Source organism: Nocardia amikacinitolerans NBRC 108937, assembly GCF_001612615.1.
Classification (GTDB): domain Bacteria; phylum Actinomycetota; class Actinomycetes; order Mycobacteriales; family Mycobacteriaceae; genus Nocardia; species Nocardia amikacinitolerans.
Window position 1 is genome coordinate 31690 of sequence record NZ_BDAU01000012.1, and the last position, 18722, is coordinate 50411.

At 71.1% G+C, this 18722-nt stretch carries 1 protein-coding gene; it reads left to right on the top strand.

What is annotated here, in order from left to right; genetic code table 11:
- Window positions 1-353: 353 nt before the first annotated feature.
- Window positions 354-18719, top strand: a complete 18366-nt coding sequence (locus NAM01S_RS36130; RefSeq protein WP_084482890.1) for a non-ribosomal peptide synthetase — start codon at window positions 354-356, stop codon at window positions 18717-18719.
- Window positions 18720-18722 lie beyond the last annotated feature (3 nt).

The window sequence follows — 18722 nt, forward strand, 5'->3', positions numbered from 1 at the left end:
AACTGTCTTCCGAGATTGAGATGGACAAGCGTCCAGATTTTTTTAGCTGAACTTGTTCCTTTTTATTTCCTGACCGCCTAATGTTCGCAATGCGCGGTGACATCCGTGTGATGTAGGAAACACCACCGGGGGCGTGGACCGACCCCCCGGCAGCGGAGTTGGAGGAACGATCAAGAGTTAGGCCCGGTGGCTCTCCGGCCGCCGATCTCGTCTCACCAATTGTTGGATCTCGCGGGGTGACGCCGTCACCGTCCGCGCTCTCGCCGAATCGCCTTACGGCGGCACCATGCCGCTCTATTCGTGCTGCCCAAAAGCGCTCGGCCAGCTGTTGTTTCGCTAACGAGGAGGCTCTGGTGCACGGTACGGAGTTGGGTGGGTTCAGCGCGCGGCCGAACGGGAACGCGGCGAGCCATACACCGTCCCCCACACCGTTTTCGCTAGCTCCCGCGCAGCTCGGCCTCTGGTACGCGCAGCTGCTCGAGCCCGAGATCCCGATCAATGTCGCGCAATACGTCGACGTCCATGGCGAGCTGGACGCGGCTCTGCTGCAAGAGGTTTCGCGCGAAGCGGCACTCGACTACGGGTCGACGCTGGTGCGGCTCGGCGAGGAAGGCGGCACGCCGTACCAGTGCGTCGATCCCGATTTGTCCATCGAGGTTCCGCTGATCGACTTCCGCTCGCACGCCGATCCGATCGCCGCCGCGACGGAGTGGATGCGCGCCGACGCCAGCGCACCGGTGGACCTGGTGCGCGACCGGCTGTTCGCAGGCGCGGTGCTGCGAGTCGCCGACCGGCGCTACTTCTGGTACCTGCGCGCCCACCACATCGTGCTGGACGGCTACGGCGCGCTGACCAACACCATGCGGGTCGCCGAGCGCTACACCGCGCGGGTCCTCGGCACTGAGCCGGAAGCGATCCGGCCGGGCAGCCTGGAGGCGCTGGTCGAGGGCGAGATCGCCTACCGGGAGAGCGGGCGCTACCAGACCGACCGCGCGCACTGGGCCGAACGGGTTGCCGGGTTGGACGGCGTGACCAGCCTGGACCCGCGTACCGCGCCGCGTGCGGCGAGCAACCTGATCGTCGGACGCGGACTGCCCGACGAGTTGGTCGAACGAATGAACGCGGTTGCCGAGAGCCAGGATTCGACGATCGCGGTCGTACTGCTCGCGGCCTTCGCCGGTTACCTCGGCCGCCTGACCGACCGCGACGACGTGGTGCTGAGTCTGCCGGTCACCGCGCGCACCACCGCCGCGATGCGGCGCTCGGCGGGCATGCTCTCCAATATCGTGCCGCTGCGGATGACGTTGGGCGCCGCCACCTGGGGCGACCTGCTGCGCGCCACCCGCGTGGAGGTCGCCGGGGCGCTGCGGCACCAGCGGTATCGGCACGAGGACATCCGCCGCGACGCCGAACACGACGGCCGCCCGGCCCGGCGCGCGCTGTTCGGGCCGCTGGCCAACATCATGCTGTTCCGCAGCGACCTCACGCTCGGCACCACGACCGGCCGGTACCACGTGCTCTCGACCGGGCCGGTGGAGGATCTGAGCCTGAACGTCTACTACGGCGAACGCGACCGCGTGCACGTCGACTTCGAGGCGAACCCGAACCTCTACGCGGCCGACGATCTGGCTCGCCACCACGCCCGCTTCCTCCAGTACCTGGAGCGCTTGGTGGCCACGGACCTGGACACGCCGCTTGCCGCGATCGACGTGACGACCGAGCTGGAAGTCGAGGTGAGCACCCGGCTTTGGAACGCCACCGGCTGCGACGTCGACGCGTTGCTCGCCGCCCACGCCCCCGGGGCGCATTCCCCCGCGACTCTGGTGTCGATGTTCGAGGCGCAGGTCGCCCGCACTCCGGACGCGGTCGCGCTGCGTTTCGCGGGCGTGCCGGAAGGCACCGTGACCTACCGTGAGCTGGCCGCCCGGGTGAACCGGCTGGCCAGGTATCTCATCGAGCGCGGTGTCGGGCCGGAAAGCCTGGTCGCGCTGCACCTGCGCCGGTCGCCGGAGCTCGTCGTCGCGATGTACGCGGTGCTTACCGCTGGCGCGGCCTATGTGCCGCTCGACCCGGATCATCCGGCCGAGCGGACTTCGCACATCCTTGCCACCGCGCGTCCCGTCTGCGTCCTCGGCGCCGAGGACCTGGAGCTCGACGCGCCGACGGTGCGGCTGGATCGCCTGGACCTCGCCGGGTACCAGGAGGGCCCGGTGTGGGAGCGCGAACGGATCGCGGCGCTGCGAAAGGACCACCCCGCTTATGTGATCTTCACCTCTGGTTCCACCGGCAAGCCCAAGGGCGTCCTGGTGACCCACGGCGCCATCGTGAACCGGCTGGTGTGGATGCAGGAGACCTACCGGCTGACACCCGCCGACGTGGTGTTGCAGAAGACCCCCGCGACCTTCGACGTGTCGGTGTGGGAGTTCTTCTGGCCCTTGCAGATCGGCGCCGAACTGGTGCTCGCACAGCCCGACGGACACCGGGACCCGGCCTACCTGCGGGAAGTCATCGCCGAATACCGCGTCAGCGTCGCGCATTTCGTGCCGTCGATGCTGGAAGCCTTTCTGGCGCAGCAGGACATCGCGCGCGAGGCGACGCTGCGCGCGGTGTTCGCGTCCGGCGAGGCTTTGCCCGCGTCGCTGGCCCAGCGACTGCGGGTGCTGACGGGGGCCCGACTGCACAACCTGTACGGTCCCACCGAAGCCGCGGTGGACGTCACCTTTCACGAGGTGACCGATACCGATACCCTCTCGGTGCCGATCGGCGCGCCGGTGTTCAACACCCGGCTCTATGTGCTCGACTCGCGGCTTCGGCCGGTTCCGGTCGGGGCTCCGGGTGAGCTGTATCTGTCGGGGGTACAGCTCGCCCGGGGTTACGTGGCCAGGCCCGGCCTGACGGCCGAGCGTTTCCTCGCCGACCCGTTCGCCGGTCCGGACGGCCCCGCCGCGCCGGGCGAGCGCATGTACCGCACCGGCGATCTGGTGCGCTGGACCACCAACGGCGAGCTGGAATACCTCGGCCGCACCGACTTCCAGGTGAAGCTGCGCGGCCTGCGGATCGAGCTCGGTGAGATCGAGGCCGTGCTCGGCACGGTCGACTCGGTGGTGCGCGCCGTCGTCGTGGTGCGCGACGACGCGGGCACCGGCGAGCAGCTGGTGGCCTACGCGGTCGAATCCGAGCCCGGCACCGTGCGTCCCGAGCAGCTGCGCGCCGCGGCGGCCGCGGCACTGCCCGGCTACATGGTGCCCGCGGCCTACGTGGTGCTCGATGCCCTGCCGGTCAACGCCTCGGGCAAATTGGATCGCGGCGCGTTGCCCGCGCCGCTGCGCGGCACCGGCGCATACCGCGCACCGGTCACGCCGGTCGAGCAGGCGGTCGCCCGCGTGTTCGGCGAGGTGCTCGGCCGCGAGTCGGTCGGCCGCGACGACGACTTCTTCGCACTCGGCGGCAACAGCCTGGTGGCCACGCAGGTGGCCGCCCGGCTGGCCGCCGACTTGGGCTGCCCGCTCGGGGTTCGCGAATTGTTCACCGCCACCACGGTGACCGATCTCGCCGAACTGATCGAGCGGGCGGGCGGAACCGGCGGCGCGTCCGCGCCCCGCCTGCTGCGGGTGGTACCGCGGCCGCCGCTGGTTCCGCTTTCTCTCGCGCAGCAGCGGATCTGGTTCCTGAACCGATTCGAACGCTCCGCCGACTACAACATGCCGTTCGTGGTGCGGCTGCGCGGCGACGTGGACGTCACCGCGCTGCGGCTGGCTGTGTCCGACGTGATGGCGCGGCATGAGGTGCTGCGCACCGTGTTCCCCTCGGTGCTCGACGAGTCCGGCGTTCCAGCCGAGCAGATCGTGCTGCCCGCCGACGAGGTCGAGGTGTTCGCGACGGCCGAGCCGATCGGCGCGGACGAACTGGACGCGGAACTCGCCGGATTCGCCGCCACCGGATTCGACCTGGAGCGGGAGATCCCGCTGCGCGCCCGGCTGTTCGCCGTGGACGCCGACGGCTACGCGCTGGCGCTCGTGTTGCATCACATTGCCGCGGACGGACTTTCGCTACGCGTGCTGGCCCGCGACGTGGCGACGGCGTACCGGGCCCGCCGGACGGGCGCCGCTCCGGACTGGGCGCCGCTCCCGGTGCAGTACGCCGACTACGGTCTGTGGCAGCGGGAGTCGCTGGGCGCGGCGTCGGACCCGGACGCGCCGCTGGCCCGTCAGCTGGCCTACTGGACCGAGGCGCTGGCCGATGCCCCAGATCTGCTGGAGTTGCCCACCGACCGGCCGCGTCCCGCGATCGCGACCGGACGCGGCGCGGTGTACCGCTTCGAGGTGCCCGCCGCGGTCGCCGGGCGCGTCACCGCGACCGCGCGCGCCAACGGCCTCTCCGAATTCATGGTGCTGCACGCCGCGCTCGCGGTACTGCTCGCCCGGGTGTCGGGGAGTGCGGACATCGTCATCGGCACTCCCGTGGCCGGACGCGGCGAACGCGAACTCGACGACCTGATCGGCATGTTCGTCAACACGCTCGTGCTGCGGACCAGGGTCGACGCCGCGGTGACCGGCGCCGAGTTGCTCGCCGGAGTGCGCTCGGTCGATCTCGCCGCCTTCGGCCACGCGCAGGTTCCGTTCGAGCAACTGGTCGAGACGCTGAACCCGCCGCGCTCCCAGGCCAGGCATCCGCTCTTCCAAGTGCTGCTCTCCGTCGACAATGCCGCCGACATCGAGTTCGCGCTCCCCGGAATGTCGGTGCGCACCGGTACCCTGGACACCGGGGTGACCAAGTTCGATCTCCAGCTCACGGTCACCGCAGGCTTCGCCGGTGCCGGACTCGGGGAAGGTTCGGCACCGGCGGGGGTTCCGGCCGAATTCACCTACGCCACAGACCTGTTCGACGAGGCGTCCGTCGCGGACTTCGCGCGGTGGTATCTGCGGGTGTTGGCAGCTCTGACCAGTAGTCCGGAGACCGCGGTCGGTGATCTGCCGCTGCTGGACACCGCCGAATTGCGGTGGGCGATCGAGCTGGGTACGGCCGTGGAGCCGTATCCGTCGGTGGCGCAGGACTTCCCGGTGGAACTGGGTTCAGACGCGCCGGGTTCGCCGGTGGACCCGAGGTCGTCGGCAGCGTTGGGTTCGTTCGGCGAGCTGGACTCGTCGGCGGGGCGGGGCTTGTCGGCGGAGCGAGGCTCGTCGTGGGCGCTGGGTTCGGCGGTCCCGGTCTCCGCGCTCGCGGAGCTCACCGCGGGGGAAACCGTGCTCGCGGGTTTCGAAGCGCAGGTCAGCCACAGTCCCACCGCCGTCGCGGTGATCGACGGCGAGCGCACCCTCACCTACGCGGAATTCGCGGCCAGGGTGCATCGGTTGGCCCGACACCTCATCGACGCCGGTGTCGGCCCGGAGACGCTGGTCGTGCTGGGCATGCGGCGTAGTGCCGACTTCGTCATCGCCGCCTACGCGGTGCTGACGGCGGGCGGCGGGTACGTCCCGGTCGATCCGGATCAACCGGCGGCGCGGATCGCCCACGTGCTGGCCGCCGCCCGTCCGGCGTGCGTGCTGACCCGATCCGTCGACGGTTGGGCGTCCGACGATGTCCCGGTCATCGAGGTGGACGCGCTCGACCTGACGGCATACGCGGACTCTCCGGTGCTCGACGGTGAACGCAGGCGACCGCTGCGCGCCGCCAACACCGCCTACGTGATCTTCACTTCCGGCTCTACCGGACGCCCGAAAGGCGTTGCGGTGCAGCACGGCTCGATGGCCAACCAGATCCGCTGGATCGTCGGCGAATACGGCGTCGGCCCCGACGACGTCGTGCTGTTCAAGACACCGGCGACCTTCGACGTCTCGGTCTGGGAGCTGTTCGCGCCGTTGACGAGCGGCGCCCGGCTGGTGGTCGCGGAACACGACGGGCACCGCGACAGCGCCTACCTCGCGTCGACCATCGCCGCGCACGGCGTCACGATGACCTCCTTCGTCCCCTCGATGCTCACGGTGTTCGCATCCGCCGCGCCCGCCGCCTCCCTCGCCTCCCTGCGCACCGTCCTGGTCGCGGGCGAGGCGATGACCGGCGAGGCCGTGGCGGCATTCGCTGCCGTCAGTCACGCCGAACTACACAATCTCTACGGCCCAACGGAATTCACCGTGCATGCGACGCACGCGCCGGTCGTCGCGACGGCGGGCCCGACCCCGATCGGGCGGCCGGTGCGCGCTAGTCAGGTGCTGGTGCTCGACGGTCGGCTGCGCCCGGTGCCGGAAACTGTTGTCGGCGAGCTGTATCTGTCGGGGGTACAGGTCGCGCGCGGTTACCACGGCCGCGCCGAGCTCAGCGCCGAACGGTTCGTCGCCAATCCGTACGGACCCGCGAGCGCGCGGATGTACCGCACCGGAGATCTGGTGCGGCGCAACCGGAACGGGCAGCTGGAGTACCTGGGGCGCAGCGACTTCCAGGTGAAGCTGCGCGGCCAGCGAATCGAACTCGGCGAGATCGAGGCCGCACTGCTCGCAGCCGCGGATGTGCGGGCCGCCGCGGTGCGGGTCTTCGCCCATCCGGCCGGTGAGCTGCTGGTGGCGTACGTGGTGACCGACCTCCCGGAGGACGAGGTGGCCGCGGCGTTGACGAGCAGGCTGCGCGCGACGCTGCCGTCCTACATGGTGCCGACCGCTTACGTCGCGCTGACGGCCATGCCGCTAACCCCCTCGGGCAAGCTGGATCGCAAGGCGCTGCCCGATCCGGTATTGGCGGCCAAGGAATTCCGCGCTCCAGTTACCGCGGCCGAACGCGCGGTGGCCGAGGTGTTCGCCGAAGTGCTCGAACTCGATCGCGTCGGCCTGGACGACGACTTCTTCGCCGTTGGCGGAAACTCGTTGGTAGCCACTCGAATCGCGGCGCGCCTCGCCGCACGCGCCGAAGTCGACGTGCCGGTCCGGCTGCTCTTCGAACACCCCACCGTGGCCGCGCTGGCCGCCGCGCTCGCCGACGCGCAGACCGCACGCACCCGTCATCCGCTGGTCGCCGTCGAGCGCCCCGATCTCGTGCCGCTCTCCTACGCGCAGCAGCGCATGTGGTTCCTGAATCAGTTCGACGCGGCGTCCACCGCGAACAATCTGACCGCCGCGGTGCGCCTGACCGGCCCGCTGGACCGGGCGGCGCTGGCCGCAGCCGTCGGCGATGTCGTCGCCAGACACGAGGCGTTGCGGACCAGGTACCCGGCCGTCGACGGCATCGCTCGGCAAGAGGTGCTGCCCGCCGAGCGAGGCCCCGTCTTGGCGATCGACGAGGAAGCCGGTGACCTGCTCGAACGGGTACATGCTCTGGCCGCAACGCCTTTCGTGGTGACCCAAGCGCCGCCGGTGCGGCTGACACTGTTGCGGCGCTCCGATGACGAGCACGTGCTCGTCGTCGCCATGCATCACATCGCCGCCGACGGCTGGTCCATCGCGCCCTTCACGCGAGACCTGTTGCGCGCGTACGCCGCTCGCCGCGACAGCCTCGCGCCGGAGTGGTCGCCTCTCCCGGTGCAGTACGCCGACTACACGCTGTGGCAGCGCCGAACCCTTGGCTCGGCGGACGATCCCGGCTCGCTGCTGGCCGAGCAGCTGCGCTTCTGGTCCGCCGAACTGGCCGACCTGCCGGATCTCCTCGCCCTGCCCGCCGACCGGCCGCGCCCCGCCGCCGCTTCTGGGCGCGGCGCTCGGCACACCTTCCACATCTCCGCCGCGACCCACCGCCGCCTGCGCGAGATCGCCGAGTCCGCCAACGCCTCGCTGTTCATGGTGCTGCACGCGGCCTTCGCCGCGACGCTGGCGAAGCTATCCGGTCAGCGCGACATCGCGATCGGCACGCCGGTCGCAGGCCGCGGCGAGCAGGCGCTCGACGAGCTGGTCGGCATGTTCGTCAACACCCTAGTGCTGCGCGCCGACGTGCGTCCCGAGGCCAGCTTCGCCGAGCTGGTCGCGGCCGCGCGCGACGGCGACCTGCGCGCGTTCGCCAACGCCGACGTGCCGTTCGAGCGGCTGGTCGAGGCGCTCGAGCCCGAGCGTGCGGCGGCCAGGCACCCGCTGTTCCAGGTGATGCTGGACTTCCAGAACACCGCGAGCGCCGCCGTCGAGCTGGCGGGCCTGCGCGTCGACCGACTCGACATCGACACGCACACGGCGAAATTCGACCTCCAGCTCACCCTCGCCGAGGCGGCCGACGGCCTCGACGCCGCTTTCGAGTACGCGACCGACCTCTTCGACGCCGAGACCGTCGCCTCGTTCGCGGCCCGGTTGCAGCGCGTGCTCGACGCGGTCTGCGCCGACACCGGGGTGCTCGTCGGCGACATCGACACGTTGTCGGCCGCCGAACGCACCCGGCTGCTCGGCACGTGGAACGCCACCGCGCGCGCCCTCGATCCGTTCGCGACGCTGGTGTCGCTGTTCGAGGCGCAGGTGCGGCGCACGCCGGACGCGGTCGCGGTGAGTTTCGATGGGGAGACGCCGGTCCTTCCGTCACCCGGCCACCACGCGGCATCGAGTCACTACGCCGCGCAGGCCAACGTGTTGCCGGACAACGACCCGGCATCGAGCCGCTACGCGGCGCAGGCCAACGCGGCGTCGGAGGACCACGCGGCATCGAATCGCTACGCGGCGCCGACCTACGCGTCGCCGGACGACGACCCGGCATCGAATCGCCACGCGACGCCGCCCACCGCGTCGCCGGATGATCACCCGGCACCGAATCGCTACGCGGCGCTGGCCCACGCGTCGCCTGAGGACCACTCGGCACCGAATTCCAACCCGACGCTGTCCCACCCGTTGCAGGGCGACCACCGGGCATCGAATCGGTACGCGACGCTCGCTGATCCGTCGCCCGACCACCACCCCTCGGCGAGTCGCTACTCGCTCACCTATTCCGAGTTCGCGGGCCGGGTCAACCGCCTGGCTCGGCTGCTGGTATCCATCGGCGTCGGCCCCGAGACGACCGTCGCGATTGGCATGCGCCGCTCGCTGGACATGGTCGTCGCCATGTACGCCGTGCTGACCGCGGGTGGCGCCTACGTCCCGGTGGACCCGGATCATCCGGCCGAGCGCATCCAACACGTGCTACGCGGGGCGCGGCCGGTGTGTGTGCTCAGCCGCACGGACGACGGACTGGATCTCACTTCGTTCGAGGGCGGTTCGCGGGAATGGGCGGTGCTGGACGTCGACCGGTTCGACTTCACCGACTATTCCGACGCCCCGCTGACCGACGCCGACCGGCTCGGCGCGCTCGTCCCGGCCAACGCGGCCTACGTCCTGTTCACCTCGGGGTCGACCGGCGAGCCCAAGGGCGTCGCGGTGTCGCACGCGGCGATCGTCAACCGGCTGCTGTGGATGCAAGCCGAGTACGAACTCACGGCCGAGGACGTCGTCCTCCAGAAGACGCCCGCGACATTCGATGTCTCGGTGTGGGAGTTGTTCTGGCCCTCGCAGATCGGCGCCAGATTGGCGGTGGCGCGCCCGGACGGCCATCGCGACCCGCGCTACATGGCCGAGGTGATACGTCGGGAGCGGGTGTCGGTGGCGCACTTCGTGCCGTCGATGCTCGCGGTGTTCGTCGCGGAACCCGAAGTGGCGCGGTGCGATTCGCTGCGGATGGTGTTCGCCTCCGGCGAGGCGCTGCCGCCGGGACCCGCGCAGCGGCTGCGTACGCTGACCGGCGCCCGGCTGCACAACCTGTACGGGCCGACCGAGGCGGCCGTGGACGTCACCTATCACGAGGTGGTCGACACGGACACCGACAGTGTGCCGATCGGCGTTCCGGTGGCCAATACCCGCGTCTACGTGCTGGATTCGCGACTGCGTCCCGTCCCGGTTGGCGTGCCGGGCGAGCTGTACCTCGCGGGCGCGCAGCTGGCGCGCGGCTACGTGGGGCGGCCCGACCTGACGGCGGATCGGTTCGTGGCCAACCCGTTCGCGTGCGCCGAGCGCATGTACCGCACCGGCGATCTCGTCCGATGGGTGCCCGCATCGCGAGGCGATTCGATGGGCGGCCGGTCGACGGGTCAGCCTGAGCACGGGGAGCTGGAATACCTGGGCCGCACCGATTTCCAGGTCAAGCTGCGCGGGCTGCGTATCGAGCTCGGCGAGATCGAGGCCGCGCTGACCGCGTTGCCGGAGGTCGACCAGGCCGTGGTCGTGGTGCGCGACGAGATCCAGCTCGTCGCCTACCTGATCAGCTCGTCCGTCATCGACGCCGACACGATCAAAGCCGCATTGGCGCAGCGTATTCCGGCCTACATGATCCCGTCGGCCTTCGTTCCGATGGACGAGTTCCCGCTCAACGCCTCCGGCAAGCTCGACCGCAAGGCGCTGCCCGCGCCGGTGTTCGAGGCGGCGGCCTTCCGCGCGCCGGAGACGCCCGCGCAGCAGATCGTCGCGCGCGTCTTCGCCGATGTGCTCGGCGTACCGCGCGTCGGTCTCGACGACGACTTCTTCACGCTCGGCGGCAATTCGCTCACCGCGACCAGGGTGGTCGCCAGGCTCGGCGCCGCGCTGGACACCCAGCTGCCGGTCCGGCTGCTCTTCGACGCGCCCACCGTGCTGACCCTCGCGCCGCGAGCCGAAGCGCTGCGCGGCCGCGGCGGGCGTCCGGCGCTCACCGCGCGGCCGCGGCCGGAGCGGTTGCCGCTCTCGCCCGCGCAGCAGCGGATCTGGTTTCTGAACCGCTTCCTCGCCGACGCCGACGGGCCGGGTGACGCGGTGAGCAACATTCCGGTCGCGCTCCGGCTCGACGGTGACCTCGATGTCGAGGCGCTCACCGCGGCGCTCGGCGATGTCGTCGAACGGCACGAGGCGCTGCGCACCGTCTACCCGGCCGGGCCGGACGGCGCGGAACAGGTGATCCTGCCGCGCCGGACGCCCGTGCTGCGCCGCGAAGCGGTGGCGGAGTCGGCGCTGGCCGAACGCCTCGCCGCCTGCGCCGCAGTCGCTTTCGACCTCACCGAAGAGACGCCGCTGCGCGCCCACCTGTTCGCGCTGACCGGGACCGAAACGGCCGAACACGTGCTGCTGCTCGTGCTGCACCACATCTCGGCCGACGGATTCTCGCTCGGCCCGCTGGCCACCGACCTGATGACCGCCTATGCCGCCCGCCGCGACGGCGAGGCGCCGGGGTGGGCTCCGCTGCCCGTGCAGTATGCCGACTACACCCTGTGGCAGGCCGAAATCCTCGGCGACGCCGACGATCCCGAGTCGCGTGCGCACCGCCAGCTGGAGTTCTGGCGGCGCGTCCTCGACGACCTGCCCGATCAGCTGGAGTTGCCCGCCGACCGCAAACGTCCGGCCGTGTCCACCCACCGCGGCGCGACGCACCGGCTGCGCATCGACTCCGACCTGCACAGCGAACTGCGCGAGCTGGCACGCAAGCGGGAGACGACGCTGTTCAGCACGGTGCACGCGGCGCTCGCGGTGCTGCTCGCCCGGCTGTCGGGCAGCGCGGACATCGCCATCGGCACCCCGGTCGCCGGGCGCGGCGAGGCCGAACTCGACGGCTTGGTCGGCATGTTCGTCAACACCCTGGTGCTGCGCAGCCGCATCGATCCGCGCGCGCGGTTCGAGACCGTCCTGGACGAGGTCAGGTCGCGCGACCTGGAGGCGCTCGCGCACGCCGACCTGCCCTTCGAGCGGCTGGTCGAGCTGGTCGCCCCGAATCGGGCGCGCAACCGCCACCCGCTGTTCCAGGTGGCGCTCACCATGCAGAACTTCACCGTTCCCGCGCTCGAGCTCGCCGGGCTTCGGGTGCGTCCGGTCGAGCTGGACGCGGTCGCGGCCGAGTTCGACCTCCAGTTCACCGTGCTCGCCGCCGACGACGCGGACGGCCGCGCCGATGGCATCGACATCGAGATCACCTACGCCACCGACCTTTTCGAGCCGGACACGGTCGCGGTGCTGGCCCGCCGGTTCACCCAGGTGCTCGCCGCGGTCGCCGCCGACGCGACGGTGGTGGTCGGCGACATCCAGCTGCTCTCCGCGGAGGAGCAGCGGCGGGCGCTGGTCGAATGGGCAAGTACCGGACCCGATCTGGCGGCGGCCGGCGAGACGCTGGTGGACCGCTTCCGCCGCGCCGCTGCGCTCGACCCGGCGGCCGTCGCCGTGCGTGCGGGCGAGGACACGCTGACCTACGGTGAGCTGTCCGCCAAGGCGAACAGGCTGGCCCGGCGGCTGATCGCCGCGGGTGTGGGTCCGGAAAGCCTGGTGGCGGTGGCACTTCCGCGTTCCGTCGAGCTGGTCGTCGCGCTGCTGGCCGTCCTGGAGGCGGGCGGCGCCTACCTGCCGGTCGATCCCGACTACCCGGCCGACCGCATCGAGTACATGATCGACGACGCGCGCCCGATCTGCGCCGTCGGCTCCGCGACGACGGGCCTGCCGCCCGACTGGTTCGGCGGCCCGGTGCTGGACGTGGACGCGGACCTCGAGTCGGTGAGCGCCGAGCCGCTGACCGACGCCGACCGCCGCGCGCCACTGCACCCGGCGCAGACCGCTTACGTCATCTACACCTCCGGGTCCACCGGCCGCCCCAAGTGTGTCGTCGTCCCGCACCGCAATGTGTTGCGGCTGCTGGACAACACCCGGCGCCACTTCGAGTTCGGGCCTTCGGACGTGTGGACGATGTTCCACTCCTATGCCTTCGACTTCTCGGTGTGGGAGCTGTGGGGCGCGCTGCTGTACGGCGGCGAACTCGTGGTGGTGGACTACTTCACCTCGCGGTCGCCGGAACAGTTCCGCCGCCTGCTCGTCGAGCGCAAGGTGACGGTGCTGAACCAGACACCGTCGGCCTTCTACCAGCTCATCGCCGCCGACGCCGCGGTCGAGCCCGCCGAATTCGCCTTGCGCCACGTCGTTTTCGGCGGTGAGGCGCTGGAGCCGCAGCGGCTCGCCGGCTGGTTCGCGCGGTATCCCGACGGGCCGCGCCTGGTGAACATGTACGGCATCACCGAGACCACGGTGCACGTGTCGTACCGTCCGATCGAGCCGGGCGCGGGCTCGGCGAGCGTCATCGGCGGTGCGATTCCCGGCCTCGCGGTGCGGGTGCTCGACGCGCGGCTGCGGCCGGTTCCGGTGGGTGTCCCCGGCGAGATCTACGTCTCCGGCGGCCAGCTCGCCCGCGCCTATCTCGGCAGGCCCGCGCTCACCGCGAGCCGCTTCGTCGCCGACCCCTACGCCGCGGACGGCTCGCTCGCCTACCGCTCTGGCGACCTGGCGCGCTGGACGGCCGAGGGCGACCTGGAATACCTCGGCCGCGCCGACCAGCAGGTGAACCTGCGCGGCTTCCGTATCGAGCTGGGCGAGATCGAGGCGGCCGTGCTGGACACCGGAGCGGTCCGCGAGGCCGCGGTGGTGGTGCGCACCGATCTGGTGGACGAGGCGCGCATCGTCGCCTACGTCGTCGCCGACGGCTCGGTGGACGCGGCCGCGCTGCGGGGAGAGCTGGCGCGGACGCTGCCCGAACACATGGTGCCCGCCGCGATCGTCACGCTGGAGCGAATCCCGTTGACGGTCAACGGGAAACTCGATCGCGCGGCGCTGCCCGCGCCGGTCTTCGCGTCGACCACCTACCGCAAGCCGGTTACGGTCGTCGAGGAGATCGTCGCCGGTGTGTACGCCGACGTGCTCGGTCTGACCGCCGAAGCGCGCAGGGTCGGCGCCGACGACGACTTCTTCGCCCTGGGCGGCAGCTCCCTGCTCGCCGCCAAGGCCGCCGCCCGCATCGGCGCCGCGCTGGGCAGGCCGGTCGGCGTGCGCGCGCTGTTCGAGGCGCCGCGGGTCGCCGAACTCGCCGCGACCGTCACCGCGGGCGAGGCCGGAACCGCGCGGCCGCCGCTGGTGGCCGGTGCGCGACCGGAGACGCTGCCGCTCTCGCCCGCGCAGCGGCGGATGTGGTTCCTGAACCGCTTCGACGGCGCGTCCGTCGCCTACAACATCCCGCTGGCACTGCGGCTGACCGGCGACGTGGACGTACCCGCGCTCCAATCGGCGCTGGCCGATGTCATCGGCAGACACGAATCGCTGCGCACCACCTATCCCGAGCTGGACGGCGTGCCGTCGCAGCGCATTCTCTCTGCGGCGCAAGCGGTTCCGGCGCTGTATTCCGTCGATGTCGCCGAAGCCGAATTGCCGCAGCGTGTTCGGGAGTTGGCGAGCACCGCCTTCGACGTCACTGCCGAGATCCCCGTGCGCATGCGGTTGTTCCGCGTCGGCACCGGCGATTTCGTGCTTGCGGGCGTGCTGCACCACATCGCCGCCGACGGATCCTCGATCGCGCCGTTCGTGCGCGATCTGATGACGGCTTACACCGCCCGCCTCGACGACCGAGCGCCGTCCTGGTCGCCGCTGGCGGTGCAGTACGCCGACTACGCGCTCTGGCAGCGGGAACTGCTCGGCGCGGAGGACGATCCGGACTCCCGCGCCGCCGAGCAGATCGCCTACTGGACCGAGGCGCTGGCCGGACTGCCCGATCAGCTCGCGCTGCCCACCGACCATCCGCGCCCGGCGCGGCAGAGTCTGCGCGGTGCGAAGACGACCCGGCCGGTGCCGCCGCGGCTGCACGAGCAGCTGATCGGTCTCGGCCGCGCGCACGGTGCGACGCTGTTCATGGTCGTGCACGCCGCGTTCGCCGCGCTGCTCGCCCGGTTGTCCGGCACCGGCGACATCGCCGTCGGCACCCCGATCGCCGGGCGTGGCGAGGCCGAACTGGACGACGTGATCGGCATGTTCGTCAACACCCTGGTGCTGCGCACCCGCGTCGAGGGCGCACAGCCCTTCGCCGAGTTGCTCGGGCACGCCCGCGCCGCCGACATCGCCGCTTTCTCGCACGCCGACGCCCCGTTCGAGCGGCTGGTCGAGGTGCTCGAGCCGAACCGCTCCACCGCGCGGCATCCGCTGTTCCAGGTCGGCTACTCGTTCCAGAATCACGAGCGCGGCGAACTGCGGCTGCCCGGCCTCACCGTGTGCGAGCTCGAATTCGACAACGGCGTCGCGCAATTCGATCTGCACCTGTTCGCCGTCGACCGCTACGCCGCCGACGGCACGCCGGAGGGCATCGAGCTGACTCTCGGCTACGCGACCGATCTGTTCGAGTCCGGCACCGCCGAGCGGGTGATCAGCCGACTGGTGGATGTACTGGAATCCGTTGTCGCACAGCCCGACATGCTGGTCGGTGACCTGGATCTGCTCGGTGACGAGCGTGTGCGTGTGCTGGGGGAGTGGAACGCCACAGCCCATCCGGTCGAGCCGGTGACACTCGCCGACCTGGTGGACCGGCAGGCGGCGCGGACGCCGAACGCTCCGGCGTTGATCGATGCTGATTCCGGAAAGTCGTTGAGCTACGCGGAGTTCGATGCCCGCGTCAACCGGCTGGCGCGGGCGTTGATCGGTCACGGGGTCGGCCCGGAGCGCACCGTGGTGCTGGCCATGCGCCGGTCCGTCGAGCTGGTGATCGCCATGTACGCGGTGGTGCGAGCCGGTGGCGCGTACGTGCCGGTCGATCCGGATCATCCGGCCGATCGCATCGCCTACATCGTCGACACCGCCGCTCCGGTCTGCGCGCTCACCACGGTGGCCGACGGCATGCCGATCGAGACTCCGGTGCGCGTGCTCGAGGTGGACTGGCTCGAGGCGGCGCACCGGTCGGCGGCGCCGATCACGGACGGCGAGCGGATTCGGCCGCTGCGCCCGGAGCACCCGGCCTACGTCGTCTTCACCTCCGGCTCGACCGGGCGGCCGAAGGGCGTCACCGTCCCGCACGCCGCGATCGTCAACCAGTTGAGTTGGCTGCGTGCGCGTTTCGCGCTCGGCCCGGCCGACCGCACTTTGCTGAAGACGCCCGCGACCTTCGACCTCTCGGTGTGGGAGTTCTGGTCACCGCTGGTCACCGGTGGCGCGCTGGTGGTGACCCGGCCCGGCGACGAACGCGATCCGGACCGGCTGCGCGCGCTGATGGCGCGGCATGGCGTGACGGTGCTGTACGCGGTGCCGTCCCTGGTCGGCATGCTGCTCGCCGCGGCACCGGACGACCCGCTGCCCGCCGGGTTGCGGCAGGTACTCGCCATCGGCGAGGCGCTGCCGCCCGCGACCGCGGCCGAGTTCCTCGAGCGGGCGGCAGGCGCGCGGCTGTACAACCTCTACGGACCGACCGAGGCGGCGGTCTCGATCACCGCGCACGAGGTGGTCGACATACCGAGCCGTGCGGTGCCGATCGGCGCGCCCGCCTGGAACAGCCGGGTTTACGTGCTGGACGGCAGACTCCAGCCGGTCCCGGTCGGCGTCGCGGGCGAATTGTATTTGGCGGGCGCGCAATTGGCGCGCGGCTACCAGAGCAGGCCCGGACTGACGGCGGATCGCTTCGTGGCCGACCCGTTCGCGGGCGGGGTGTCGCGGATGTACCGCACCGGCGACATCGTCCGGTGGCGCGCCGACGGCGAGCTCGAATACCTGGAGCGCGCCGATTTCCAGGTCAAGATCGGCGGCTTCCGCATCGAGCTCGGCGAGGTCGAGACGGCGCTGCTGCGCCTGCCCGAGGTGCGGGCCGCGGTGGCCGTCGCCAAGGCGGACGAGCGGGCGGGTGCGCGGCTGGTCGCGTACGTCGTCCTGGGAACCGGGCATGCCGCGTCCGCCGCGGACCTGCGGGCGACGCTCGCGACGCGGCTACCGACGTACATGGTGCCCGCCGCCATCGTCGTGCTGGATGCGTTGCCGCTCAACGTCAATGGCAAGGTCGATCGGGCGAAGCTGCCCGAGCCGGTGTTCGCCGAGGCGACCTTCCGCGCACCGGCCACCGACTTGGAGCGACTGGTCGCCGCCACCTTCGCCGAGGTAATCGACGGCGCGCACGAACCCGAGGCGAGCCGGGTCGGCGCCGACACCGACTTCTTCGCCCTCGGTGGCAATTCCCTGCTCGCGACGCGGCTGGCGGCCAGGCTCGGCGCCGAACTCGGCGTGCGGGTGCCGGTCGCCGCGGTGTTCGAGGAGCCGACGGTGGCCGGGCTCGCCCTGCGGCTCGCCGATCTGGACGACGCCGAGGCGCGACCCGCTCTCGTGCGGCGCGACCCCATCCGCCCGACCCGGCTCGCTCCGGCGCAGCAGCGCATGTGGGTGGTGAACCGGCTCGCGCCGGACTCGGCCGCGTACAACATCCCCGCGGCCATCCGGCTCACCGGCGCACTGAACCACGACGCGCTGACGGCGGCCGCGCGGGATGTCCGTGCGCGGCACGAGGCGCTGCGCACCCGCTATCCGGACCTACCGGAAGGTCCGGTGCAGGACGTGTTGGACGCCGCCGCGGTGGCTTTCGACCTGACGCCGATTCCCGTGCCGCCCAACGAGGTCGACACCCGCATCGCCGAATTCGTCGCCGTCGGGTTCGACGTGACCGCCGCGCCTCCGGTCCGTGCCGCACTGTTCACACCGGCCGCCGACGAGCACGTCCTCGTGGTAGTCATGCACCACATCTGCGCCGACGGCTACTCCATCGCACCGCTGACCAGGGACCTGGTTCGCGCCTACGTCGATCGCGCGGCGGGCCGTGCGCCCGGCTGGGCCCCACTCGAGATCCAGTACGGCGACTACAGCGAATGGCAACACGCCATGCTCGGCGCTGCCGACGACCCCGACTCATTGCACGCACGGCAACTCGACCACTGGACAACGGAATTGGCGGGCGCGCCCGAAGTCTTGGCGCTGCCGACCGATCGCCCACGCCCGGCGCACCGCGATATGCGCGGCGCGGCTGTCGATTTCGAGATCGATGCCGAGCTGACCGCGAAACTCGAGCTGATCGCGCGCGAGCACGGCACCACGCTGTTCACCCTGATGCACAGCGCGCTCGCGGTGCTGCTCGCCAAGCTGTCCGGCGCTTCCGACATCACCATCGGCGCACCGGTGGCCGGGCGCGGCGCGGCCGAACTCGACGACCTGATCGGCATGTTCGTCAACACCGTCGCGCTGCGCACCGAGATCGACCCGCGCTCCGGCTTCGCCGATCTACTGCGTCAGGCCAGGGATCGCGATCTGGCCGCGCTCTCGCACGCGGACGTGCCCTTCGATCAGGTGGTCGAAGCCATGGGCCGCACCAGATCCAGTGCCTACACGCCGCTGTTCCAGGTGATGTTCACCTTCCAGAACATGCCAGCCGGCCGCGTCGAACTGCCCGGCCTCGCGGTCGAAGTCCTCGACCCCGCGCCCGACGAGGCGAAGTTCGACCTACAGCTCACCGGTATCGAGCGCTTCGACAGCGCCGGTGCGCGATCCGGGCTCGCGCTCCGATTCGGTTACGCGACGGACATTTTCGACAGATCGACCGTCGAGCGGTACGCCGAACGGCTGCTGCTGGTGCTCACCGCCGTGGCTGCGGACCCGACCGTCGCGATCCGCTCCATCGACATCCGCACCGACGACGAGCAGCGCCCCTCGGCAGCGCCGACAGCCACGATCGCCGATCTGCCCGACCTGATCGCCTCGGCCGCCGTTGTCGCCCCAGACGCGTTCGCCTTCGGTCACGGCGAGCACCGCGTGTCCTACGCCGATCTCGCCGCGAAGCTGGCCACCGTCGCCAAGGCCATGGGCGCGGCGGCGACGCCGGAAGTCCTCATCAACGTCTCGCTCGCCGGGCTGGTGCCCGGCGTGCTCGCGGCGCTCGGCGGCGATGGCCTCGCCGCCGCGCTGCACCGCCTCCTCGCCGAGGCTCAGGCCGTGGTCTCCGAAAGGAATTAGCTG